20 protein-coding genes are annotated in these 23,687 nt (G+C 64.2%); 11 read left to right on the top strand and 9 right to left on the bottom strand.

From position 1 onward, the window contains the following. Positions 1-78 precede the first annotated feature (78 nt). From BUS12_RS08735 to nikE, 5 genes are all read left to right on the top strand, one after another. Positions 79-1,023 carry an NrtA/SsuA/CpmA family ABC transporter substrate-binding protein gene (locus tag BUS12_RS08735; protein ID WP_253190039.1) on the top strand — a complete coding sequence of 315 codons (945 nt, stop codon included), beginning with the start codon at positions 79-81 and terminating at the stop codon, positions 1,021-1,023. Positions 1,024-1,086: 63 nt separating this feature from the next. Continuing rightward, on the top strand, positions 1,087-2,751 hold the full coding sequence (locus tag BUS12_RS08740; protein ID WP_074295326.1) for an ABC transporter substrate-binding protein: 1,665 nt from the start codon (positions 1,087-1,089) through the stop codon (positions 2,749-2,751). Between the two features lie 33 nt (positions 2,752-2,784). After that, on the top strand, positions 2,785-3,702 hold the full coding sequence (locus BUS12_RS08745) for an ABC transporter permease (RefSeq protein WP_074295327.1): 918 nt from the start codon (positions 2,785-2,787) through the stop codon (positions 3,700-3,702). Further along, a complete protein-coding gene (locus tag BUS12_RS08750) occupies positions 3,699-4,595 on the top strand; it encodes an ABC transporter permease (RefSeq protein WP_083640303.1) in 897 nt (298 codons plus the stop codon). Before BUS12_RS08745 ends, BUS12_RS08750 begins: the two co-directional genes overlap by 4 nt. After that, on the top strand, positions 4,592-6,349 hold the full coding sequence (gene nikE / locus BUS12_RS08755; RefSeq protein ID WP_074295328.1) for a nickel ABC transporter ATP-binding protein NikE: 1,758 nt from the start codon (positions 4,592-4,594) through the stop codon (positions 6,347-6,349). The genes BUS12_RS08750 and nikE overlap by 4 nt, the downstream gene beginning before the upstream one ends. A 180-nt stretch (positions 6,350-6,529) precedes the next feature. Here the strand turns inward: nikE and BUS12_RS08760 are convergent, their stop codons facing one another. Next, positions 6,530-7,420 carry a LysR family transcriptional regulator gene (locus tag BUS12_RS08760; protein ID WP_074295329.1) on the bottom strand — a complete coding sequence of 297 codons (891 nt, stop codon included), beginning with the start codon at positions 7,418-7,420 and terminating at the stop codon, positions 6,530-6,532. A 133-nt stretch (positions 7,421-7,553) separates the two neighbouring features. Here BUS12_RS08760 and BUS12_RS08765 point away from each other — a divergent pair, with 133 nt between their 5' ends. After that, positions 7,554-8,294 (top strand): SDR family NAD(P)-dependent oxidoreductase, encoded by a 741-nt coding sequence (locus BUS12_RS08765; protein ID WP_074295330.1) that lies wholly within the window; start codon positions 7,554-7,556, stop codon positions 8,292-8,294. 84 nt (positions 8,295-8,378) lie between these two features. Here BUS12_RS08765 and BUS12_RS08770 read toward each other — a convergent pair whose 3' ends face one another. Further along, positions 8,379-9,563: an LLM class flavin-dependent oxidoreductase gene (locus BUS12_RS08770; RefSeq protein ID WP_074297290.1), complete on the bottom strand. Its 1,185-nt coding sequence runs from the start codon at positions 9,561-9,563 to the stop codon at positions 8,379-8,381. A gap of 377 nt (positions 9,564-9,940) precedes the next feature. Here BUS12_RS08770 and BUS12_RS08775 point away from each other — a divergent pair, with 377 nt between their 5' ends. Next, on the top strand, positions 9,941-11,575 hold the full coding sequence (locus BUS12_RS08775) for an ABC transporter substrate-binding protein (RefSeq protein WP_083640305.1): 1,635 nt from the start codon (positions 9,941-9,943) through the stop codon (positions 11,573-11,575). Between the two features lie 63 nt (positions 11,576-11,638). After that, positions 11,639-13,087, top strand: coding sequence for a SidA/IucD/PvdA family monooxygenase (locus BUS12_RS08780; RefSeq protein ID WP_074295331.1), 1,449 nt, complete (start codon positions 11,639-11,641; stop codon positions 13,085-13,087). Between the two features lie 55 nt (positions 13,088-13,142). Here BUS12_RS08780 and BUS12_RS08785 read toward each other — a convergent pair whose 3' ends face one another. The 6 genes from BUS12_RS08785 to BUS12_RS08810 form a co-directional block, all read right to left on the bottom strand. Beyond that, positions 13,143-13,961, bottom strand: a complete 819-nt coding sequence (locus BUS12_RS08785) for an ABC transporter permease (protein ID WP_074295332.1) — start codon at positions 13,959-13,961, stop codon at positions 13,143-13,145. Positions 13,962-13,995: 34 nt separating this feature from the next. Then, complete coding sequence (locus tag BUS12_RS08790) at positions 13,996-15,186, bottom strand: ABC transporter substrate-binding protein (protein ID WP_074295333.1); 1,191 nt, start codon at positions 15,184-15,186, stop codon at positions 13,996-13,998. A 12-nt stretch (positions 15,187-15,198) separates the two neighbouring features. After that, positions 15,199-16,029, bottom strand: coding sequence for an ABC transporter ATP-binding protein (locus tag BUS12_RS08795; RefSeq protein WP_074295334.1), 831 nt, complete (start codon positions 16,027-16,029; stop codon positions 15,199-15,201). Beyond that, positions 16,026-17,135, bottom strand: coding sequence for an acyl-CoA dehydrogenase family protein (locus BUS12_RS08800; protein WP_074295335.1), 1,110 nt, complete (start codon positions 17,133-17,135; stop codon positions 16,026-16,028). Before BUS12_RS08800 ends, BUS12_RS08795 begins: the two co-directional genes overlap by 4 nt. Beyond that, positions 17,132-17,698: a carboxymuconolactone decarboxylase family protein gene (locus BUS12_RS08805; RefSeq protein WP_074295336.1), complete on the bottom strand. Its 567-nt coding sequence runs from the start codon at positions 17,696-17,698 to the stop codon at positions 17,132-17,134. Before BUS12_RS08805 ends, BUS12_RS08800 begins: the two co-directional genes overlap by 4 nt. Positions 17,699-17,827: 129 nt before the next feature. After that, complete coding sequence (locus BUS12_RS08810) at positions 17,828-18,829, bottom strand: AraC family transcriptional regulator (RefSeq protein ID WP_074295337.1); 1,002 nt, start codon at positions 18,827-18,829, stop codon at positions 17,828-17,830. 242 nt (positions 18,830-19,071) lie between these two features. On the opposite strand from BUS12_RS08810, the gene BUS12_RS08815 reads away from it, so the two are divergent. The 3 genes from BUS12_RS08815 (at position 19,072) to BUS12_RS08825 (ending at position 22,305) form a co-directional block, all read left to right on the top strand. Continuing rightward, positions 19,072-19,416, top strand: coding sequence for a DUF3088 domain-containing protein (locus tag BUS12_RS08815; protein ID WP_074295338.1), 345 nt, complete (start codon positions 19,072-19,074; stop codon positions 19,414-19,416). A gap of 133 nt (positions 19,417-19,549) precedes the next feature. Next, positions 19,550-20,899, top strand: a complete 1,350-nt coding sequence (locus tag BUS12_RS08820; RefSeq protein ID WP_074295339.1) for an LLM class flavin-dependent oxidoreductase — start codon at positions 19,550-19,552, stop codon at positions 20,897-20,899. Between the two features lie 38 nt (positions 20,900-20,937). Beyond that, complete coding sequence (locus tag BUS12_RS08825; protein WP_074295340.1) at positions 20,938-22,305, top strand: LLM class flavin-dependent oxidoreductase; 1,368 nt, start codon at positions 20,938-20,940, stop codon at positions 22,303-22,305. A 38-nt stretch (positions 22,306-22,343) separates the two neighbouring features. Here BUS12_RS08825 and BUS12_RS08830 read toward each other — a convergent pair whose 3' ends face one another. Then, the gene (locus BUS12_RS08830; protein ID WP_074295341.1) at positions 22,344-23,687 is read right to left on the bottom strand and encodes a cytochrome c; all 1,344 of its coding nucleotides are present in this window, start codon (positions 23,685-23,687) and stop codon (positions 22,344-22,346) included.

The raw sequence follows: 23,687 nt of genomic DNA on the forward strand, positions 1-23,687 counted from the left end.
AAACACTTCTCTTTACTGTATCCATTCATGCCCAAGTTTTTTGAACCGTCGATGTCACGGGTATCCCGGCGTCGCTTCATGCAAACCACACTGGCAGCCGCGACGCTCGCCACCGGGCTCGGCGCCTGCGCGCGTCGCAGCACCGATACCGTGCGCCTCGGTTGGGGCCTGGGAGGTCTGCCTCAGCTCGCCAAAGAGCGCGGCGAATTTGCGAAGCTGCTGGCGAAGGACAATATCAAGGTGGAATGGGTCGGCCCGTTCCCGAACCATGCGCCGTCGCTGCAGGCGGTCACTGGGAATAGCGCCGACTTCGGCTTCGGCGGCAGCACCACACCTGCGCTGGCGGCGATGATCGCCGGTTCGCCGCTGGTATTCACGCAGTTTTGCGTGGTCGATCCGCGCACCACGGCGGTGATTGCCAAGGACGGTTCGGGCATCGATCGGGTCGAAGATCTGGTGGGTAAAACGGTGGCGGTAAACCGTTCGGGGCTCGGCGAATTCCTGCTGCTGGCCGCGCTGGAAAAACATCATGTCGATCGTCACGCGGTCAATATCGTCTACCTGAATCCGCCTGACGCGGCGCCGGCCTTCGGGCAGGGCAAGATCGACGCGTGGTCGATGTGGAGTCCCGGCGTCGACATTGCGCGCGATCAGTACAAGGCGCATAACGTGTTTCTCGAAGGGCGTGACCTCGACTTCCAGATCGACTTCAACTCCTATGTGACCCGACGTCAATTCGCCGAAGACAACGCCGCGCTGGTCAAGGCCGTCAACGCAGCGTATGCGGCCGAGGCGCAATGGGCCTCCGAACATCCGCAGGAAACCGAAGCAATCGCCCAGCAGAAGGGCGGCTACAGCATCGAGGTCCGCGACACGCTGGCGGCGATGAAACGCACGTACACGATGCACGGTGTCGATGACGCGGCCTTCCTGAAGAGCTTCCAGACCGCAGCGGACTGGCTGTCGGCGCGCAACGTGCTGCCGCAGAAGATCACCGTCACGGATTATCTGGCGAAGACTTGAGGCGACAGCCGCCTCGGAAATTTTCCACTCCCTTGCGCTCACCCAGTACAGGACTCGCAGTCGATGAACCCACGATTTTCCCCGTTGCTCGCCATGGCTACCGCGGCCGTCGCCGTGGTGGCGACGCTGGCGCTATCCGGCTGCGAGAAAAGCGCAGCGAACACTGAACAACAGGCCGCCTCGCATCCCGTCTCGGGCGGCTCGCTCACCTGGGGCGTCACGACCGAGCCAGTGTGTTTCGATCCGCATCGAGCTTCGCAACAGAACGCATTTTTCCTGATTCGCAACTTCGTCGACTCGTTGATCGCGAAGAAAGCCGACGGCAACTATGGCCCGTGGCTCGCGAAGTCGTGGCAAGTCTCGGACGACGGCAAGCGCTACACCTTCACGCTGCGCGACGACGTCACCTTCACTGACGGCACGCCGTTCAACGCGCGGGCGGTCAAGGCGAACTTCGACTACATCATCAAGAACGCGAGTACCACGTCGGCTTCGGCATCGCTGCTGGTCCAGTACGACCACACCGAGGTGGTCTCGCCGACTGTGGTGACGATCGTGTTGAAACAACCGGACTCGACCACGCTCGAATCGCTCTCGAGCGTGAAGCTCGGCTTTCTCTCGCCACAGTCCCTGGCCTCGAACACCGATCTGTGCGCAGGCGGACCGGGTCTGGTGGGCACCGGCCCGTTCGTGTTCCAGCGTTACCAGCGCGGCCAATCCGCGACCTTCGTGCGCAATCCGCACTACAACTGGGCACCGGGCTACGCGCAGCATCAGGGCGCGGCGTATCTCGATCAGGTGACCTATCGTTTCCTGCCTGAAGCGTCCGTGCGCACAGGGGCGCTGAGTTCCGGCCAGGTCGACCTGATCGAAGGCGTCCAACCCACCGACATCACCGTATTCGACAAGGCGGAAGGCTTCCAGTATCTGACCGGGCCCTCCGCAGCTACATCGTTCACGCTGAACGTCAACTACACGGCCGCACCCGCCGACGACGTGCGCGTGCGGCGCGCGCTGCGCGACGGCTTCGATCTCGACGCGATCGTCAAGAGTGTTTATCTGGGCACGGTGCAGCGCGCGTGGTCGGACATCGGTCCGGACAACGCGGACTACAACGCGAGCCTGAAGGGCACGTGGGGCAATCGCGTCGCCGAAGCCAACAAACTGCTCGACGAAGCGGGCTGGACCCAACGCGATGCGGACGGCTTTCGCACCCGTAACGGCAAGCGTCTGTCCATCGAAGTGGGCTATCCGCAGCCTTATGTGCGCGACAGCCGCGACGTGCTGATTCGCGCCATGCAGTCGGAACTGCGCCAGAACATCGGGCTCGATCTGCGGCTGCACATCAATACGGCGGGTGACTTCGCGAACGAAAAGGCCACCGGTATCTGGAGCATCTATCCGAACACCGACAACCCGTCGGACGTTGCGATGGAACTGTGGGACATGCTCGGCGACAAGGGCTTCCTCTACAACGCGATCCCGAACCCGGACCGCACCATCGTCACGGAGATCAATCAGGCGCGCCTGTTGCCGGTCGGCCCGCAGCGCCGCGCGTTGCTCGCGAAGATCCAGCAACGCGCGGTGGATCAGGCGTTCATCGTGCCGCTGTTCGCGCCGGCGTATCACCTCGCGGCGAAGAGCACGGTGCATGGCATCGGCTTCGAGCCTGAACTCGACTCGCCGACCAGTTCGTACGACCTGTGGGTCGCGCATACGGCCGGCTAAAGCTGGCATGCGAATGCGCTTAACGGAGAGGCCATGCTGAAGAGAATCGTCGTGCGCTTGCTCACGAGCCTGCTGGTGTTATGGCTTGCCGCCAGTGCCACGTTTGCCGCGATCCACGCGTTGCCGGGCCGTATCGAAGACGTGCTGGCCGGCGACCTGTCGTATCCGGGACTGCGCGAAGCGATCAGCGCGCAGTGGGGACTCAACCGCAGCCTCGGCTGGCAGTACGGTCACTTTCTTGTGCGCCTGCTGCACGGCGACCTGGGGACGTCGTATGTGATGCAGCAACCCGTCACGGAGGTCCTGGGCAGCCAGGTGTGGCCGACTGTCCAGCTTGCGGTGGCGGCCGGCGCGCTGGCTTTCGCGGTGGCGATCACGGTGGCGACGCTGACCGCCGGCCGGGGGGCGTGGCGCATCCGTATCGCCTCGGTGCTGGAACTCGCTTTCACGTCGACGCCGGTGTTCTGGCTAGGAATGTTGTTGCTGATCCTGCTCTCGTTCCAGTGGCGGCTCTTTCCGGTGTCGGGCGCGGCGGGCTGGCGTTCGCTCGTATTGCCGGCGGTCACGCTCGCGCTGCCGACGGCCGGCGTGCTGTCGCAAGTGATGCGCGAGGCGCTCGAACAGGCGCTCGACCAGCCGTTCGTCACGACCGTCCGCGCGCGTGGGCTGGGCGAATTCGCGCTGCGCGTGCGGCATGTCTTGCGGCACGCGTTGCTGCCGGTCGTGACGCTCGGCGGCTGGCTGATCGGCAGCCTGCTCGGCGGCGCCGTAATCACCGAGAAAATGTTCGGGCGGCCCGGCATCGGCACGGTGACCTTAAACGCGGTGATGTCGCAGGATCTGCCGGTGGTGCTGGCGGTTGTGCTGCTGGCCGCCTTCATCCACGTGGCGATTTCGACGCTGCTCGATGTCGCCTACCTGTTTATCGACCCAAGGCTGAATACCCGATGAGTGCATCCCAATCCGCCCAGCACGAACGGGTGCTCGGCCGCGATACGCAAGCGGGCGCGACGGTGCAGGCCGCTCGCCGCCGGCGCATATTCTGGCCGCCTGGCGTGATTGCCGCAGTGGTGTTTCTCGGGCTGCTGGCGTTTGCGCTCGTGCTGCCGCAGTGGGTCACGCACTACGATCCGCTCGTGAGCGTGGTCACGCAGAGTCTCCAACCGCCAGATGCGGCACACTGGTTCGGCACCGATCGCATCGGCCGCGATGTGTTTGCACGAGTGATCTACGGCGCGCGTTATTCGCTGCTGATTGGGCTCGCCAGCATGATCGTGAGTCTGGCAATCGGCCTCGTCTTCGGGATTGCGGCCGGGCTCGGCAACCGCTGGGTCGACGAGCCGGCTTCGCGTGCGTTCGACGTGCTGTCCGCGTTTCCGTCCATTCTGCTGTCGCTGTTCGTGGTGACCTTCCTCGGGCAAGGGATCGTCAATATTGCCATTGCTGTGGGCATTGCCGGCATTCCGAAGTTCGGACGCGTGGTCCGCAGCCGCACGCAACAGGTGCGGCGCGTCGATTATGTGACGCATGCCGTGACGTATGGATTCAGCCGGCGGCGGGTGTTTTTCAGGCATCTGCTGCCGAACGTGTTGAGCGCGGTGCCGGTGATTGCGACCATCGATATCGGCGCGGCCATCATCGCGGTATCGGGCCTGAGCTTTCTCGGCCTCGGTCCGCAGCCGCCGACACCGGAGTGGGGTGTCATGCTGGCGGAAAGCCGCGACGTGCTGCGCGTCGCCTGGTGGCCGAGCGTGTTTCCGGGGCTCGCGATCACAATGACGGTGATCGCATTCTCGGTCCTCGGGAAATTTCTGCAACGTAACTTCGAAGGACGGGCGCGATGACGGCGGCTGCCTTGATCGACATTGCGGGTCTGAGTATCGGCTTTCGCCATGCCAACGGCGGCGCGCCGCTCGTGCGAGACCTGGACCTGACCATTCACGCGGGCGAATGCGTTGCGCTGGTCGGCGAGTCGGGTTCGGGCAAGAGCCTGACCGCGCGCAGCCTGCTCGGGTTGGCGGGCCACGACGCGCTCGTGCACGCGGCACGCTTTCGCATCGACGGCCGCGATGCCTTGACGTTCGGCGAGCGCGACTGGAGAGCCTTGCGCGGCACGTTTGCAGGGCTCGTGATGCAGGATGCGCTGGTGTCGCTCGACCCGTTGCGGACGATCGGCGCGGAAGTCGGCGAGGTACTGGCGCATCACCGCTTGCTGCGCACGCGCAAAGCGATCGCCGCGCGGGTGCAGCAGGTGATGGCGGACGTCGGCATCCCCGAGCCGGCGCAGCGAGCGCGGCAGCATGCGCACGAGCTGTCCGGCGGCTTGCGGCAGCGCGCGTTGATTGCAGCGGCGGTGGCGGGTCAGCCTGCGTTGATCGTTGCGGATGAGCCCACCACGGCGCTCGATGTCACCGTCCAGGTGCAGGTGCTGGCCGTGCTCAAGGAGCGCTTGAAGCAGGGCGTCGGCGTGCTGCTGATCAGTCATGACCTGTCGGTGGTGGCGGGAATCGCCGATCGCGTGCTGGTGATGCATGACGGAGTTGTGGTCGACGCGGGTACCCATGACGAAGTGCTGACGCACCCGCGTCATCCGTATACGAAGCAACTGCTGGCCGCGCGGCCATCTGCGAGTTCGAAAGGGTATCGGCTCGGCTCGGCGCGCTTTGTCGGGAGTACGGATGAAGCGCCGGCGTCCGGGACTGAGCAGGCCGCGACGACGACCGCCGGCGCGGTCTCTATCCTGCGTGAGCCGCTGCCTGTTCGTCATCGCGACACGAGCCGAACGGTGCTGGAGGTGCAGGGCATCGGCAAGCGTTATCGCCGCCCCGGTGCGGATTCCAAAGAACGTTTTACCGCGCTCGAAGACGTATCGTTCACGGTCGGTGCAGGCGAGGTGGTCGGGATCGTCGGCGAGTCCGGTTCCGGCAAGAGTACGTGCGCGAGCATCGTGCTGGGTCTGCTGGAACCCGATGCGGGTGAAGTGCGCCTGCTTGGCGCGAAGTGGAACGGCCACGCGATACGCGAGCGCGATCGCACGGCACTGCGAACCCGCTTGCAATACATCCCGCAGGATCCGCTCAGCGCATTCGATCCACGCTACACCGTACGGCGCCTGCTTGAAGAGAGCCTGTTCGCGCAGGGCTTGTCGAAGCCGCAGACGACAGCACGCGCCGTGGCGTTGCTCGAGCAGGTCGGCCTTTCGGCGGCGTTTCTGGACCGGCGTCCACCGTCGCTATCGGGTGGGCAGCGTCAGCGGATCGCGATTGCCCGGGCGCTCGCGCCGGAACCGGCACTGATCGTGTGCGACGAACCGGTGTCGGCACTCGACGTGTATGTCCAGGCGCAAGTGCTCGACCTGCTCGGCGAATTGCAGGCCAAGCTCGGCACTGCGCTGCTCTTTATCTCGCACGATCTGGATGTGGTTCAGCACATCAGCGACCGGGTGCTGGTGTTCAAGGAAGGACGACTGATCGAGCAGGGCGAACCGGAGCAGGTGTTTGGCAGTCCGGTTCATCCGTATACGCGCTTGCTCGTGTCTGCGGTGCGTGGGAGCGGGGTGGCGGCTACCGCGCTTGCGGAGGCGGACGCGGTGTTCTGAGTCCGCGCGCCGCTAAATGTCATGCATGGGCGGGATGCTGGACGGTCTGGCTCAGGTAGTCGCCATGGCGCTGTTGTTCGGTATCGTCACCGCCGGAGATCACGTGCACGGCGACCCGGCCCGCGCTGAAGCGACCACGATGGGTTGCGCCGGCCCTTGCGGCAAATGGATTCCGTGCTCCTAAACCCGCTGTGGCAGCGCCTTGGCAAAAAACTCGGTCGCGCAGCGCACGCGGGCCGGTACAAAGCGACGTTTAGGCCAGATGAGGCTGACGTCTCTCACCTCGCTGATGAATTCGTCGAGGACCGTGATCACGTCCGGATGCTGGAGTTCATCGGCAAGAGAGACCTTGGCAAACAGGCCGATGCCAACCCCGGCCAGCACACCCGCGCGGATTGTTTCGACACTGTTGGACGAGAGATTGCCGTGCACGGACACGCTGAATGGACCGTCCGGCCCGACGAACGGCCAGTTCACCGACTCCACCAGGCCGCCATATAAGAGGCAATTGTGATCGACGAGCTCGGCGGGCGTCTTCGGTATGCCGTATTGCTCGAAGTAGCGGCGCGATCCGACGCATACGAGAGGCGTGCTGGCCACGCGCCTGACGATCGCGTCAGGTTCGTCGACAGGGCCCACGCGGATCGCCAGATCGATCCGGTCGTCGACCATATCCCGCACGAAGTCAGAAAGAACAAGGTCCACCTGAAGACCGGGATTGAGCGACAACAGCTCGGGTATGAGCGGAAGAATGTGCAGGCGCCCGAAAGTCGAGGCGACGGCGATCCTGATCAGACCGGAGGCATTCTGCGTGCTGCTGGTCAGCTCGCTGTCGGCATCGTCCATCTCCTCAACCAGCGGCTTCGTCCGGTCATAGTACCGCTGGCCCTGGTCGGTCAGCGTCACGCTGCGCGTGCTGCGGTTGAAGAGCATCACGCCGAGGCGCCTTTCCAGTGCACCAACGGCCTTGCTGACGGCGGACTGTGTGTCGCCGGTTCGACGCGCCGCGGCGGAAAAACCACCCGCTTCAACGACGGCGATGAAGGCATTCAATTCATGAAACCGGTCCATTGCAATCCTCACGAGGGGCGGCTGTTTGATCCATTCTTTTCTAGCATAGATCTTATGGGCAATTCGCGGATTATCAGCGCCGGCGACCGCAATTACCATGAACCTGTCATTCACGAACAGGCAGCAGGTCACAATGTCCACTCTCGCAGGCAAGATTGCCGTCATTAGCGGCGCAACAAGCGGTATCGGTTTGGCGGTCGCCCAGCGCTTCGTCGCTGAAGGTGCTCACGTGTTTATCTTCGGCCGCCGGAAAGCGCAGCTTGATGAGGCCGCCGGACTGATCGGACGCAACGTCACAGCGATTCAGGCTGACGCCGCGAACCTGGATGACCTCGACCGTGTCGCTGCGGTGGTGAGGGAAGAAAAGGGCGCTGTCGACATCGTCGTGTCGAACGCGGGCTTTACGGAGCAGGCTTCCATCGACACCCTCACGCCCGAGCATTTCGACAAGGCGTTCAACCTCATGGCTCGCGGCCCCGTCTTTCTCGTGCAGAAGTTGCTGCCGCTGATGACAGGGAGCGGTTCGATCGTGCTGGTGTCGTCGGCCATGCATGTCATGGGTATTCCTGGCCACACCGCCTACGCGGCGACCAAGGCGGCGTTGCGTTCCTATGCCCGCACCTGGGCCGCGGAGTTCAAGGATCGCGGCATTCGCGTCAACATGCTGAGCCCCGGAGTTACCGACACGCCGATTCTCGACTCGCAGTCGGCGACCCGCGAGGATCTGGTGAACATGTACCAGAGCATGGTCCCGCTTGGTCGGCTCGCGCAGGCCGAGGAGATCGCCAGCGCGGCGCTTTTCCTCGCGTCAGACCAGAGTTCGTACGTGACGGGTGCGGACCTGATGGCCGATGGCGGTATCGGTCAGGTTTGAGACCCGAGGGCCGATGCGAAACCCTTGGGAATGCTTAGTGGTGCAGCCACACATCCGCAAAACTCGCATCCATACCGTCCGGTATTAATGCCGCAGGCCTGCCTCGCGCAGCAACGGCAGAACCCGTTGGCCAAAGAATTCCAGGTCCGGCTGAAAGTCGAAGAAACTGAGCTGAACCCCGTCGACGCCTGCCTGGTGCAGGCGGACGATGTATTCGGCAATCTGTTCCGGCGAGCCCACGATGGTAATGTTGCCGCCCACGGCGCGAGCCGCCGCCTGGGTGCGTTGGGCGCTGCCACCGCGCCAGGCATGAGCGTCGCTGTCGAAGCGGTGGAAGCTGCCTTCATCGCCGTGTGCGACGATGGCGTCGTGATAGGCATGCGCCTCGGCGGCGGTTTCGCGGCAGATCACCATGGGGTTGATGAGCGTGCGGATCGCGCGTCCTTTGGCGGCAGCCTCGGCCTTCACGCGCGCCGTGTGGGCAGGCAACGCCTGTAGCGCCGCTTCGATCTCGGAGCCGTTCGGGCTGGTGATGAAGACAATGTCCGAGTAACGCGCGGCGAAATCGATGCCCGCGTCCGAACCCGTTGCGTTGACAAGCAACGGGCGTCCAAAGCGCGGCTTGGGCGTCACGAAGGCGCCGTTCAGACTCCAGTTCGACAACGCCGGCGCAAACGTAAAGTTGTCGGGCTGTGCCCATAGTTGCTGAACGGCGTCGAGAAACTCGGCGGCCAGTTCATAGCGTTTGTCGTGTTCGATGCGTTGCCAGCCGAACATCTCATGTTCGACCGCGCGATGGCCGGTCACGACATTGATCCCCCACCGTCCCTGCGAGATGTGATCGAGCGTAGCGGTGAATTTCGCAAAATGAAGCGGATGCCATGGACCATAGAGGACGTGACTGGTCGCCACCAGAATGATCCGTTTCGTGAGCGCGGTCATCGCCGCCAGCGACATGAACGAATCCAGTGCTTCTCCATTGAATACGCCGCCATAGCCGCCTTTGGGCAGCCATTGCGACAGCGCAAACACCAGATCGAAGCCGAAGTGCTCGGCCCGTTGCACCAGCGCGGCGTTGTAGTCGAACGACCAGTCCGTGCTGCGCGGCAAGGTGGAGGCGCTCCAGCCGCCCGCCTGGATCGGCAGAAACAGGCCCAGCATCAGCGGTTGCGCGAGTACGCGCGACACGGGACTGTCGGCGAAGCCGGCAGGCGAGGGCACCGGGACAAAACGCGCAGGCGAAGCGTCTGTGGAAACCGGGACAGTTATCGAAGGATCAAGCGTTTGCTCAACGGGCGTCGAATGGGTCACAGTAGGTATCCATAGCGGCTCGCGGCATAACCGGAGTGCGGCGCGGCGAAATGACGGGAGAGCTTAATAGTTAAGCACGCAATAACCATCAACTCCAAAGAAGGAATTCTGCTATTCAATTGAGCCGCATTCCTACGTGGCACCGCGCTGCTATAGCGTCGAAATTGGCGGATACGCACCGGCTCAGGAAGGCACGTATCTCACCCGACCAATTACATATGCAATCCTGAATTTAATCGTTCAAATGAGCGTGCAACGCTTGCTATCGTGCAGCGTCCGGCAGATATCGTAGAGCGCGCCACGTTGGTTCGCGCTCTCCTTCGTAAGGAGCCAGCATGCCGCATCGCCACCCGTTTCATTCCGGCCGTCGCGCGGCGTTGCTCGGCCTCGCCGGCAGCGCCGCAGGCGTGGCGTTCGGGCCGTTCGCCTCGCTCGCCCACGCCGCTGCAGAAACAACGGCCATCGCACCGCGCCGCGGCGGCCGCTTGACCTTGCTGGTGAATCCCGAACCGAACGTGCTGATCAACTTCGCGACCACGGCCGGCGCGGAGCAAAAGGCGAGTCCCAAGGTAACCGAGGGGCTACTGAGCTACGACTTTAACGTGCGGCCGCAGCCGCAACTGGCCACCGCCTGGACGATCAGCGCCGACGGCTTGCAGTACACCTTCAAACTGCGCCAAGGGGTGCGCTGGCACGATGGCCAGCCGTTCACCTCGAAGGACGTTGCGACGTCGATTGGTCTGCTCAAGCAATACCATTCGCGCGGCCGTTCTACGTTCGCCAACGTCGTCGAAGTTCGCACGCCCGATCCGCACACCGCGCTGCTGCAATTATCCAGGCCTGCGCCGTATCTGATCTACGCGCTCGCAGCGTCCGAGTCGCCGATCGTCCCGGCGCATCTCTACGACAGCGGCGATCCGCTCAACAACCCGCATAACATCGCGCCGATCGGCACCGGGCCGTTCCGCTTCAAGAGCTGGGAGCGCGGCAGCCACGTCGTGCTCGTGCGTAACCCCGACTACTGGGATGCCCCCAAGCCCTATATCGACGAACTGGTCCTGCGCTTTATCGGCGATCCGGCGGCCCGTGCCGTGGCGCTGGAAACCGGCGAACTCGACCTGGCCGGCGAAAACCCGGTGCCGTTGCTCGACATCCAGCGGTTGCAGGCGCTGCCGCATCTGGCGCTGGAATCGCGCGGCTATAGTTACGATGCTGCCCAGACCCAGTTGCAGTTCAACCTCGACAACCGCTATCTCGCCAACCCGAAGGTGCGTCAGGCGATCGCCCATACGATCGACCGCGAGGCGATCCTGCGGGCCGTCTGGTACGGCTATGGAATTGTCGCGCCTTCGCCGATCAGTCCATTGCTGACGCAGTTCTACGATCCGCATGCGCCCACCTGGCCGCACGATCCCGCCAAGGCGAACCAACTGCTCGACGAGGCCGGCCTGCCGCGCCAGTCGAACGGTTATCGCTTCGCGCTGAACGTCGACTACAACCCGTACGATCCGACCTTCGCGCGGCTGGCCGACTATCTGCGGCAGACGCTGCGCGGCGTGGGCATCGAGGCGACGGTGCGTTCGCAGGACTTCGGGGCCTACGTCAAGCGTATCTACACCGACCGCGATTTCGATCTGGACGCGAACTTCCTCGGCAATACCTTCGATCCCACTGTCGGCGTACAGCGCCTGTATTGGTCGAAGAACTTCAGGAAAGGCGTGCCGTTCTCGAACGCGACGCACTACAGCAATCCGGAAGTCGATCGCTTGCTCGAAGCCGCTGCCGTGGAGAACGACCCGCGCACCCGCGTGGCGTATTTCAGGCAGTTCCAGCAGGTGGTCGGGCAAGACCTGCCGATCGTCGATCTGGTGACGCTCAAGCAGGTGACGATCTATAACCGGCGCGTGCACAACCATACCGTCACGGCGGATGGTCTGGACGGCAATCTCGCCGACGTGTTTGTGGCCTAAGCCTCAGAAAGCGGCACGATAAAGTGCTCGCCATTCCTTATCAATGGAAAGCGGAATTCAGACATGACGCAAGCAGTGAACCCCGATCACGACGCCCTCAACACGCTGAAGCTGCTGGGTCCGGCGCCTGATAACTGGGTGCCGGATCGCGAGGGTGTCGATCACAATGTCCTGATTGTCGGCGCTGGCCAGACGGGCGCGGCATTTGCGTTCGCGCTGCGGCGCGCGGGAATCGGACGTGTCAGCGTGATCGACGCGGCGCAGGACGAATCGAAAGCCGGCGTGTGGCTCACGCGGGCGCGCATGAACAAGCTGCGTACTCCGAAGTCTTTGGTTGGCCCCGAGACCGGTTTGCCGGGATTGAGTTTTCAGGCATGGTACGAGGCGCGTTTCGGCAGTGAGTCCTACGCAACCATCGACCGGATTCCGCGCACGCGCTGGGCCGAATATCTGGCGTGGTTCCGGCACTTTCTCGACATCGCTATCCGTTACGGCACACGTCTCACGCGCATCGAGCCTGTGGATGGACTGTTTCGCGTGCACCTGGAGGTGAGCGACGGCAAGAAGGTTCGGCAGGTCGTCGAAACCGCCCGCAAGGTGATTCTGGCCAACGGCGTCGCCGGCAATGGCGGCGCGTACGTGCCCGCCGTGTTGAAGCACTTGCCGGCGGCGTTTCATGCGCATACGTCCAGCGAGATCGATTTCGCCGCGCTGCGTGGGAAGTCCGTAGCGGTACTCGGCGGCGCGGCGTCCGCGTTCGACGCTGCCGCAACCGCGCTCGAGGCCGGCGCAGGCGAAGTGCATCTGTTCGTGCGGCGCGCCACGCTGCCGTCTGTGCCCATCACGCGAACCCGTGCTTATCCCGGCGCTTACGACAACTATTTTCAGTTGCCCGATGCGATCCGTTGGGCGCAGGCACGGCGCTTCCGGCGTTCCGGTTCGACGCCGCCGGTCGATGCCGTCGAGCGTGCCACGAGCTTCGCCAATTTCCATCTGCATCTCGGCGCGCAGTGGAGCGAGGCGCGCATTGCTAACGGCGCGATTGAGGCAAGCGTGGCAGGGGAACGGCTCACCTTCGACTTTGCCATTGCCGGGACCGGTTACTTCATCGATCCCGCGGCGCGGCCGGAGCTAGCCGATTTTGCCTCGCATATCAGCTTGTGGCGAGACCAATATGTGCCGCCCGTGGATGAGACCGACGACTATCTCGGGGCGCATCCCTATCTGGGCGCCGCGCTCGAATATCTGGAGAAAAGCGCCGGCGACGCACCTTACCTGCGCGATATCCACGTCTACAACCCGGCGGGTTTTGTCAGTTTCGGCTTACCGGTCGGCGACGTTCCGAGCATGCGACGCGATATTCCGGCGGTCGTGCAGCGCATCAGCCGCGACCTCTTTCTGGCGGATCTCGATGCTCACGTCACGCGGATGAACGGCGACGTGCCGGCGGATTTCGACGCGGCACTGTATGCGAACCGTCTGTGGCAGGGCGATCGGGCAGATGTGACGTGACGGTCAATGATGCCGGCGGAGGGGCGAAACTTCCGCCGCTGGCAGCGATGGGCGCTTACCTTTCGTCGGACGCCTGCAATTGGGCCGCCGCGCCAAAGCGCCGATAAAGCAGACGTGCCATGGAGTCCAGCAAAAAGCCCAGCGCGCCGATCACGAGAATCACCGCGGTCAACTCGGAATAGGCGAGCCGGTCACGGGTATCGAGAATCAGATAGCCGAGCCCGGAACTGACGCCGAGCATTTCCGCCGGCACCAGCACGATCCACACAATGCCGATGGCGAGTCGCACACCGGTCAGCACATGCGCGGCAATGCCCGGCACGTAGACATGCCAGAGCATTTCGCCGCGTGTCGCTGCGAGGCTCTCGCCGAGTTGCACCCAGCGCCGGTCGATCTGCGCGACGCCGGCCGCTGTGCTCATCACGAGCGGCCATACGGCGGCGAACGCCAGCAGGAAATACACCGCACGATCGCCGACACCGAGCGACATCACCGCTATCGGCATCCACGACAGCGGCGAGATCATGCGCAGAAACTGCAGGGTGGGCGACAGTGCCGTGTCGAGCGCGCGCACCCGCCCCAGCAGGAATCCTAAAGGAACACCGACCAGCAGCGCCCAGACGAGGCCAACGGCGATTCGTCGCAAACTGGTGACGATATGGACCAACAGGCGATCGTCGACGACCAATGGCGGCAGTGTCGCCAGCGCTCGAGTGGGGGAAAACTGCGCGGCCAGACCGTTGGGGTCGGCGAGCAGCGTAATGGCGAGCCACCAGATCACGACGACGCCCACGAGGCCCGCCATTCCGGACAGCGCGCGCCGCACCCAGCCATGCGCACGCGACGCGGGCCGCGCGGCGCGCACAGTGCCCATACGGACAGGGGCGGACACGGTCTCCAGCGGCGCGTTAGACAACGATCGTCTCCGTGCGCTCAAAGCCCTCCGGCAGACCGAACGCGCTCATGCCGCCGACGGCCGCAATGCTGTTACGGACAAAGCGGTCGTCGACCAGATCGCGCGCCACAAACGCCGGATCCAGCTTGCCCAGAAACTGGCCGTTGCCTTCGAGCTGGGTCGCTTTCAGGCGCTTCACCAGTTCCTCGGTGTAGTCGGGATATGGGTAGGGCTGGAAGTCGATGCGCTTCGCGTGCCAGTCGGCGTGGACGATGGCGCGGTCGGCCAGATAGCGGCCCTGATCCGCAGCAGACGGCGCCAGCACGGTGCCAAGTACTTCTGCCGAATGAGGCGTGTAATGGTTCTTGCCGGACTTGGACAGCAACTGCGCCGCTTCCTGCGGATGCGCGCGCGTCCACAACTGCGCCTTGACTACGGCATCGACCACCTTCTGCGACCAGGCGGCCCGCTCAGTCAAATCGCGCTCGTGCATGAAGACGACGCAGCAGGCGTGATTCTTCCAGACGTCGCCGGTAAAGCGCAGCACCTTGCCGATCTTGAGACCTTCGGCCGCGGCATTGAACGGCTCGGCCACGATAAAGCCGGCGATCTGTTTCGATGCCAGCGCGGGCGGCATGTCCGATGGCGACATCACGGTGAGCCTGACTTCGTTCGGCTTGAGATCGCCGTCCTTTTTCAGCACGGGCACGAGTCCTTGTGCGCGCAACATGTCCTGCACCACGACGTTGTGAATCGAATACCAGAACGGTACGGCCACGGTCTTGCCGCCGAGGTCGCCAATCTTGTCGATCTCAGGCGACACGGTCAGCGCCGACCCGTTCACATGGTTCCACGCAACGACCTTGGCCGGCGCCTGGCTGCCGTAGCGGGCCCAGATCGTCATGGGCGAGAGCAGATGCACGACGTTGACCTGACCGGACAGAAACGCTTCCACCAGTTGCGCCCAGCTGCGCAGTAACGTAGGCGCTTCCACGGCAAGGCCGGCTGCTTCGAAATAACCGTTGTTGTGCGCAACGAGCAACGGGGTCGCGTCGGTGATCGGCAGGTAGCCGATGCGGACCGGCGCGTTGGGATCGGTGGCAGCGCGTGCGTTGAGTGCGCCCAATAGCGGCGCCGCTCCTGCAACGGTGAACATCGAGGCGAGTTTGAGCCACTCGCGGCGAGACATCGGAAGCTGGCACATGCTGTTTGGCCTTTATGCGTGAGCGAAGGGCTGCGTGTTGGAGACGGGGGAAATTGGCGAGGCGTTCGGCGCTGTCGACATCGAGTCGTGCAGCGCCTGAAGAATCTGGATGCGCAACGCGCCGAGCGCCGGCACATGGGCTTCGCGCGGCGCGGCAACGTCGACCGCGAGATGCAGGATCAGCGTGCCGCGACTGCCGAGGACCACAATCCGGTCGGACACCAGCAAGGCCTCGTCGATATCGTGCGTGACCAGAACGGTAGCCGCCCCCGTGTCGCGCACCACTTGCAGCAGCAGGCGTTGCATATCGGCACGGGTGAGTTCGTCGAGCGCACCGAAGGGTTCGTCGAGCAGCAACGTGCGCGGTTGGCGGGCGAGGCAGCGGGCCAGCGCGACGCGCTGCGCCATGCCGCCGGACAGTTGTCGCGGCGCATAGTGACGGGCATGCTCGAGGCCCACCTCGGCGAGCGCCGCGTTGACGCGTTCGCGGCGGGCGGCGCGCGTCAGGTGCGGCTGACGGGCAAAGCCGAGACCGAACGCGACGTTCCGATCCACAGACAGCCAGGGCAGCAGGCAAGGATCCTGAAAGGCGAGCGCCACATCGGGACGGGGGCCGCCAACCGCTTCGCCATCAACCAGAACTCGGCCGCTGGTGGGCTTTTGCAGACCTGCAATGATGCGCAACAGCGTGGATTTGCCGGAGCCGCTCGGCCCCAGTATCGACACCAGTTCTCCGGGCCGCACGCTCAGGTCGACGGCGTGCAGCACATGCCGGTCCGCGTAGCTGAGGCCAATTTCGCGTAGCTCGACGCGCGATGCGGGCGTACCGGTTGCGTGACTCATGCCGCTTTCGTCTGTCGATGCTGGGCCAACTGGTTTTTCAGTTGCACGATGCTGGGCGTGACAATCGGTACGAACGCCGCTTCGCGTGTGCGCCGGGCGCAGCCGCTCTGACCGCGCAAGTAACCGCGTCCACCGGTTGTCTGCACTTCGAGCCGGACGGCGGCATCCACGAGCGCGGCGAGTGCGATACGCACTTCGAACAGCGCGGCCGGCGCAGCGAGGAACGTGCCGTGCTCGACACCGTCGAACAGGCGCTTTGACAGCACAGCGAGTTCGCTCGCCAGTTCCGGGGCCTCGTCTTCGACCGCCGCGCGGGCGGCCGCGCTGCTTGCGTCAATGGCGGCGAGGGCACGGCGCGCGAGGCCGATTGACATGCCGCATTGCAGCCCCAGAAAAGCGGGGCGCACGCGCACGAGAAATCCGCGCGCGTCGTCGGTGATCTGCCAGGCCGAGTCCAGTACCGCGCCGTCGAGCCGCAACGCCGCCGTATTGCTCGAACGCAGCGCGATCAGGTCGAGGTCGTCGCTGCGCACGAGGCCGGGTGTGTCGTGCGGCAAAGCAAAGATCGACGGCGGTGCACCGTCGCTATGATCGAAGGCGGCCGCAGCCAGAAACCCTTCGCGGCGCAGGTTCGTAATCCACGGCAGGCTGCCGTTCAAGGTCCATCGCCGGGCGGCCCCGTCGCCGTTCAGCGGCGTCGCGTTCATCTGCAGCGGCTCCAGACTCGACAGGTACTTCATCGCGTTCGAAAGACCTGTCGCACCGGCGAGTTCGCCGCTCAGGAGCGAGGGCAGCCAGCGCTTGCGCAACGCTTCGTTAGGACTATGGAGCAGATATTCGATGAAGGTCCGCTGTCCCCAGAACACGAAGGCGCTCGCGAGCGAATGCGCCGCCACGCTCGCAATGGCTTCAATCGCTTCGACGGTGCTGCCGTCGTCGCCGCCCAGGCTGGCCGGCACGCCGATCCGGAACAGGTGCGCGCGAGCGAGCTGAGGCAGGATCTGGGCGGCGAAGTCCTGGTGGGCATCGATCGCTTCGGCGTGCTCATCGAGCCATGCCGCGAGTTCCGGCGCGCGTTGCCGCAACGACGGCGTCGGCGCCTTCATGCGAGTTGTTCCTGCGGCGCCCAACGATAGGCGGCGAGCTCCGGGTTCAGCTCGTTTTGCGCCAGATTGTTGGCGAAGTTGCACAGCGTGGCGAGACTCACGCCGAGGATCACTTCCAGCGCATTGGCATCGCTAAAGCCGGCTGCATGGAACGCCGCAAGCGTTTCGTCGGAAACAGCGCCACGGGTGGCGATCACCGCCCGCGTGAACACGGCCACCGCGTCGAGGCGCGGGTCGGACAACGGCGTCTGGGCCCGAATGGATTCGACAAGCTGCGGTTCAAGTTGCGCCTTCTTCAATGCAACGGCCGTATGCCCCGCCACACAGAAACCGCAGCCATGGATAGCGGCAGCGGTGATCTGCACCGTTTCGCGCTCGGCCAGTGAAAGGCCGCTGCGTCCGTTGATTTCCGCCACCGTCAGATAGGTTTCGAGCGCAGTGGGTGCGTTGGCGAGCGACGCGACCAGATTCGGCAGGAAGCCATTGGCAGCTTGCGCGCGTTGCAGATAGGGGCGGCTCGCCTCAGGGGCGCTCTCGGGGGTGTGCAAACGGAGACGGCTCATGGGAGTTCCTCACAGATAAGGCCTCATTGTGAGTCCGGCAAGCGTGACGGAACAATGCGCGCCTGTCTGCGAATCCTGCGAGTTTGTCCAGCTTCGAGCGGCGCGGTGGTGCAACTCGCCGCGCTTCGCTCAATGCAGTGCGGCGACCGGCCTATTTATGGCGGCTGGAGCCTGCTTTTCAGGGGATTTCACGGCGCGGCGGCGATACGCGCCAGGCTGTACGCCGGTGACGCGCTTGAACGCCTGCGCGAACGCCGACTCCGACTGATAGCCGACCCGTTCGGCCGCATCCGGCATGCTCGAGCCGCCGCGCAGCATGGCCGCGGCCATTTTCATACGGACCAGCGTGACGAACTGGGCGGGCGGCTGGCCGGAGATATCGACGAACTGCTTGCAAAAGCGCGCCCGCGACATGTGGACGAAGCTCGCCATCGTATCGGTGGTCCAGCGTTCGGCGGGCGCCTCGATAATCGCCGCGACGAGCGGGGCAAATTCCGGGCGGCGCATCAAGGACCAGAAGCACGGCGCAATCTCGTCGCGTCCGGCCACCGCACGCAGCACGTAGACGAACAGCAGGTCGGTCAGACGGGCGATCAGCGGAGACGGGGTCTGCACGTCGCGCAGCGCTTCGGCGCGAATCAGATCGAAGATCGCCCGTGCGCCATCGAGTGAGGGATTGTCGCGCCGCGCCACGATGTGATCGGGCAACAGGCTGAGCAGCATATCGTCGAGTCCCGAGTTGAACTCGAAGAAGCCGCAGGCGATCCCCACGCTGCCGTCGGCGGGCGCGAGCGCATCCGCAGGCGAGGTCAGCGGCGACATCGTGCCGATCCGTTCGCTTTCATGGCCGCTTGCCGGCGGGCGCGGATCCGGCGACAGGCAATGCGGCATGTCGTGCAGCAGGAACACGGCGTCGCCGGGCGCGAGGCGCAGGCTTTGCGCCGCGCGCTCCGCATTGGCGGGCAGGTGCAGCCAGCATTCGCCGTGCAGCGCGAGATGGAAGCTGGCGCGATGGCGTCCCGCCGTCGATGCTTGCCAGGCGCCGCAATATTGACCGACGTGAAAGATCGTACTTTTCAGTTCGAGACCGGATAGCAGCCAGTCGGCAATCGTTTCGGCGTGGGGTGACATGGGACTCGGGTGCGGCGAAGCAGGGCGGACCCATTACATTAGAGTTTCGTCGGTGCGATGCAACGAATTTTTTGTTGGAAGCTTATGCCTTGCGAAGGGGAGGATGGATGCCCGACGCCAGGGCATCCGTCGTATCGCGCTAAGTTGCGGAGCGCATATCGTTGTGCGGATTTATTCGTGGCGCAATGCCATGCAAGGGCTGAGAATCGTTCGACTGATCCCCTTCTGGACTGCCGCACATCATGAGCCGAGACCTCCTCTTACTCCTTGAACCGGGCTTTACCGATCCAAAGTACCCCGGCGAGCGCTTCATTTGCCCGCACGGCGCGCCGATCGAAGGACTGCTCGCCAGCGACCCCGCGAAGACCGCGAGCCTCGATATCCAGCGCTTGCCGTTTGCACGGCCGCGCGAGGTGGCGATCCAGGCGCTCGACGCGGATCACCAGGGCTTGCCCGTGCTGATCCTCGGCGACGAGGGAGCGGTGCCCGACGATGTGCAGACGCTAGGCGAAACACGCTTTGTCACCGACACCCAGCGCATTCTCGCGTTGCTTGCTGAGCGCCACGGCTTTCCGAAAGTTCATTGACGCTGCCTGGCAAAGTTATCGGTCTGCGATTACGGTCAGGCCGGTGTTCGACGGCCACGCTGCCCGCTCCCGCTTTGGTTCGCGCTCATCCGCGCGAAGCGGGCAAAGCTGATCCCGCCACGGAGACTTTCACATGAGCCACGCTGCAGGCCCGCAGCCGCCGCGCCAGTTGCATCTGAACATCAATATCCTGCACTCGGGCTTTGTTCCCTCGGCATGGCGCGTCGCAGAGGCCGACCCGCATGCGTTCATCGACGTGGCCCATTACGTGCGCGTCGCGCAGATTGCCGAGGCGGCCAAATTCGATGCCGTGTTCCTCGCCGATAACGCGTCGATTGCCGACCAGATCGGCTTCCGGCCGATCACGGCGCTCGAACCGACCGTCCTGCTGGCGAGCATTGCCGCGGCGACGTCGCACATTGGCGTGATCGGGACCGCTTCGACCAGTTACAACGAGCCGTACAACATCGCGCGCCGTTTCGCGACGCTCGATCACGTCAGCGCAGGGCGTGCCGGCTGGAACGTCGTCACGACCGCCGATCTCGGCTCGGCGCGCAATTTCGGCCGCGAGGCGGTGCCGGACCACACCGAGCGCTACGCACGGGCGGCAGAGTTTACCGAAGTGGTGAAAGCGCTGTGGGATAGCTGGGAAGACGACGCGTTCATTGGCGACAAGATCAACGGGCATTTCGTCGACGCCGACAAGATCCATCCCATCGCGCATCACGGCAAGTATTTCGACGTACAGGGGCCGCTGAATCTGCCGCGCTCGCCACAGGGACATCCGGTGCTGGTGCAGGCGGGTGCGTCGCCGGATGGCCGCGATCTGGCGGCACGCCATGCGGAAGCGGTGTTCTCCGCCTCGCAGTCGTTCGACGAATCGCTTGCCTATGGACGCGAACTGAAGGCCCGTGCCGCCGCTTACGGACGCAACGCCGTCAAGGTGCTGGCGGGCCTGACGACGATCATCGGCGCCACGGAAAGCGAAGCCTTGCGGCGGCGCGACGAACTGGTCGACCTGATTCCCTGGAGCTATAGCTTGACGCGCCTCGCCGGTACGCTGGGTATTCCGGCAGACAGGCTCAAGCTCGACGAGAAACTGCCCGACAATCTCACCTTGCCCGGTGGCGGCAACGGCAACCATACGTTCTTTCACGCAACGATCGCGCAGGCGCGGCGGCACGGCTTTACGGTGCGCGAGTTGATCCGCTCGCTTGCGGGCGGTGGGGGACATCGCGTGATCGTCGGGACACCTGAGCAGATTGCCGACGACATCGAACACTGGTTCAAGGCGGGCGCGGCCGATGGTTTCAATCTGATGCCCGATGTGCTGCCGGGTGGCCTGCAGGACTTCGCCGACGGCGTGGTGCCGCTGCTGCAGCAGCGCGGCATTTTCCGCACCGAATACGAAGGCCGCACGCTGCGCGAACACCTCGGTCTCGCGCGGCCCGATAACGCCCGTGTGTGGCAGAAGAGTGCCTAGGCGTTCACGCTGAAACTTCATTTCCACCGTCCATCACCATGACCAAACGCACTGGCCATTTGCGCCTCGGCGCCTTTCTCTACCCTGCCGGGCATCACATTGCCGCATGGCGCCATCCCGAGGCGCAGGCCGATGCCGGCGTCAACTTCAGACATTACGTCAGGCTTGCCCAGGCTGCGGAGGCCGCGAAGTTCGATCTGCTGTTTCTCGCCGACGGCGCCGGCACGCGGGGCGACAACGTGGACTTTCTCAGCCGCACGGCGCACAGCTACGTGGCGCAATTCGAACCCATTACCTTGCTGTCGGCGCTGGCAGCCGTCACGGACCACGTGGGTCTGGTGGCCACGGCGTCGACCAGTTTCAACGAGCCGTACCATATCGCCCGCAAGTTCGCGTCGCTCGATCACATTAGCGGCGGGCGCGCCGGATGGAATCTGGTGACGTCTTCGAACGAGCATGAGGCGAAGAACTTCAACCGCGACTCGCACTTCGATCATGCGGAGCGCTACGAGCGCGCCATCGAATTCGCCGAGGTCGTGGGAGGCCTGTGGGACAGTTGGGAGGACGACGCTTTTCTGCGCGACAAGGCACAAGGGCGCTTCTTCGATCCGGCCCGGCGGCACGTACTCAACCATAAGGGCCGTTTCTTCCAGGTGCGGGGACCGCTTAACGTGGCCCGTGCGCCGCAAGGTCACCCGGTGGTGGTGCAGGCGGGTTCGTCGGAAGCGGGCAAGGAACTCGCGACGCGTACGGCGGAGGTGATCTTTACCGCGCAGCAGACACTGGACGACGCCGTCGCTTTCTATGCGGACGTCAAAGGACGCCTCGCGCGCTATGGACGGCATCCCGACGACCTGAAGATCATGCCGGGCGTCTTTCCGATCGTGGGCCGCAGCGAAAGCGAAGCGAAGGAGAAGTTCGAACAGTTGCAGGCGCTGGTCGACCCCAAGGTGGGCCTGGCGCTCGTCTCGGGACTGACCGGCGGCTTCGATCTGTCCGGCTATCCGCTTGATGGTCCGATCCCCGAATTGCCCGAGACGAATGCGAGCAAGAGCCGTCAGGTGCTGACACTGGAGTTGGCACGGCGCGAGAACCTGACGATTCGCCAGCTCTACCTGCGAGTAGCGGGCGCACGCGGGCACTGGCAACTGGTGGGCACGCCCGCGCAGATCGTCGACGAGCTCGAAGCCTGGTTCGTCAACGGCGGCGCGGACGGTTTCAATGTCATGCCGCCGTTGTTGCCGGCGGGGCTCGACGATTTCATCGAGCTCGTCATTCCCGAGTTGCGGCGGCGTGGGCTATTCCGCAGCGAATACGAGGGCCGTACGTTGCGCGAGAATCTTGGACTCAAGCGGCCGGCCAACCGGCACGCGGCGCACGGAGCGGCTGCGCACGCGGTGGCATAAACCGCGCCCGGAGCCGTTCCTTTGCATGCTGCGGTGTCCTACTGGTTTTGCGCCACCCCAATCGCCGATTGAGCGCCAAGACTGCCGCGAACCTTCTTGACGTCGTCCGCGGAAATCGGCGCCGCCGCATTGCCCCAGCTATTGCGGACATACGTGGAGACGGCTGCGATATCGGCGTCGGTCAGTTTCCAGCTGAAGTTCGGCATGGCCGCGCCGGTCGGATTGCTTTGCGTGACGGCGCCACGGCTGCCGATCAGGATTGTGCGCAGCATATTGGCGGGATCGGGTGCGCGCACGCCTGCGCTATCCGCCAGTGACGACACCATTCCCGTTACACCTTGACCCGACGAGCGATGGCAGGCCGCGCAGTTCGCCATGAAGAGCGAGTGGCCGAGCGTCATCGTTGCGTCGCTCGCGTCGCGTGCAGCCGGCGCCTTGCGGTCCGAGCCCGGGAAGCTCTTCAAATATACGCCGACGGCATGCAGGTCCGCCGTACTCAGATGCTGCAGCGAGTTGCTCACCGCTTCCGCCATCGGACCCGATGCGACGCTACGCGCGTTGCCGCCTGTATGCAGATACTCGACGATATCCTCCGTCGACCAGTTGCCCAGGCCCGTATACGGATTGCTCGTAATTTCCGGTGCGTACCAGCCCTGCAGCGAGCCGCCTTGCAATGCCGCCTCATCGCCGCCAAGGAAGTTCTTCGCGGTATGGCAGGACGCGCAGTGTCCGAGCCCTTGCACCAGGTAGGCGCCGCGATTCCATTCCACGGACTGCTTATCGTTGTTTTTGAAGGGCGTCTTGTCGAAGAACAGCAGGTTCCAGCCGAACATCAGCATGCGGATGTTGAACGGGAAGGGCAACTGATTCGCCTCGACCTTGTTGTGCACCGACGGCACGGTATCCAGATATGCCTTGATGTCGCGCAGGTCCTGATCGCTGACCTTGGCGTAGGCCGTATAGGGCATGGCCGGATAGAGGTATTCGCCGTGCTTGCCGCGGCCTTCCTTGACTGCGCGAATGAACTCGGCGTCGCTCCAGGTGCCGATGCCGGTGTCCTTGTCGGGCGTGATATTGCTCGCGACGATCTTGCCGAACGGGGTTTGCAGCGGCAGGCCGCCTGCAAACGGCTTGCCGCCCTCGGCGGTGTGACAGGCAATGCAGTCGCCGGCGCGGGCCAGATACAGGCCTCGTTCGGCCGAGTCGGCGTCCCCGTCTGCGTTTGCGGAAACGGGCGACGCGGCCTTCGCAGCAGGCGCGTTCAATGCGCTATGCGCGGAGGGCGTGTCCTGAGCATGCACCTCGCCTGCATGATTCCACGCAAGGAAAGCGGCGGCGAGTGCCAGCGCGCTGAATGAACCAATGAGTGTCTTGACGCGCAC

Source organism: Paraburkholderia phenazinium (assembly GCF_900142845.1).
Lineage (GTDB): Bacteria > Pseudomonadota > Gammaproteobacteria > Burkholderiales > Burkholderiaceae > Paraburkholderia > Paraburkholderia phenazinium_A.

Coding starts and splice junctions, on each gene's coding strand:
- BUS12_RS08815 (WP_074295338.1), top strand. CDS start 19,072: ATGAGCCGAGACCTCCTCTTACTCCTTGAACCGGGCTTTACCGATCCA.
- BUS12_RS08810 (WP_074295337.1), bottom strand. CDS start 18,829: ATGTCACCCCACGCCGAAACGATTGCCGACTGGCTGCTATCCGGTCTC.
- nikE (WP_074295328.1), top strand. CDS start 4,592: ATGACGGCGGCTGCCTTGATCGACATTGCGGGTCTGAGTATCGGCTTT.
- BUS12_RS08765 (WP_074295330.1), top strand. CDS start 7,554: ATGTCCACTCTCGCAGGCAAGATTGCCGTCATTAGCGGCGCAACAAGC.
- BUS12_RS08760 (WP_074295329.1), bottom strand. CDS start 7,420: ATGGACCGGTTTCATGAATTGAATGCCTTCATCGCCGTCGTTGAAGCG.
- BUS12_RS08745 (WP_074295327.1), top strand. CDS start 2,785: ATGCTGAAGAGAATCGTCGTGCGCTTGCTCACGAGCCTGCTGGTGTTA.
- BUS12_RS08790 (WP_074295333.1), bottom strand. CDS start 15,186: ATGTGCCAGCTTCCGATGTCTCGCCGCGAGTGGCTCAAACTCGCCTCG.
- BUS12_RS08795 (WP_074295334.1), bottom strand. CDS start 16,029: ATGAGTCACGCAACCGGTACGCCCGCATCGCGCGTCGAGCTACGCGAA.
- BUS12_RS08785 (WP_074295332.1), bottom strand. CDS start 13,961: ATGGGCACTGTGCGCGCCGCGCGGCCCGCGTCGCGTGCGCATGGCTGG.
- BUS12_RS08735 (WP_253190039.1), top strand. CDS start 79: ATGCAAACCACACTGGCAGCCGCGACGCTCGCCACCGGGCTCGGCGCC.
- BUS12_RS08775 (WP_083640305.1), top strand. CDS start 9,941: ATGCCGCATCGCCACCCGTTTCATTCCGGCCGTCGCGCGGCGTTGCTC.
- BUS12_RS08800 (WP_074295335.1), bottom strand. CDS start 17,135: ATGAAGGCGCCGACGCCGTCGTTGCGGCAACGCGCGCCGGAACTCGCG.
- BUS12_RS08740 (WP_074295326.1), top strand. CDS start 1,087: ATGAACCCACGATTTTCCCCGTTGCTCGCCATGGCTACCGCGGCCGTC.
- BUS12_RS08825 (WP_074295340.1), top strand. CDS start 20,938: ATGACCAAACGCACTGGCCATTTGCGCCTCGGCGCCTTTCTCTACCCT.
- BUS12_RS08750 (WP_083640303.1), top strand. CDS start 3,699: ATGAGTGCATCCCAATCCGCCCAGCACGAACGGGTGCTCGGCCGCGAT.
- BUS12_RS08805 (WP_074295336.1), bottom strand. CDS start 17,698: ATGAGCCGTCTCCGTTTGCACACCCCCGAGAGCGCCCCTGAGGCGAGC.
- BUS12_RS08820 (WP_074295339.1), top strand. CDS start 19,550: ATGAGCCACGCTGCAGGCCCGCAGCCGCCGCGCCAGTTGCATCTGAAC.
- BUS12_RS08780 (WP_074295331.1), top strand. CDS start 11,639: ATGACGCAAGCAGTGAACCCCGATCACGACGCCCTCAACACGCTGAAG.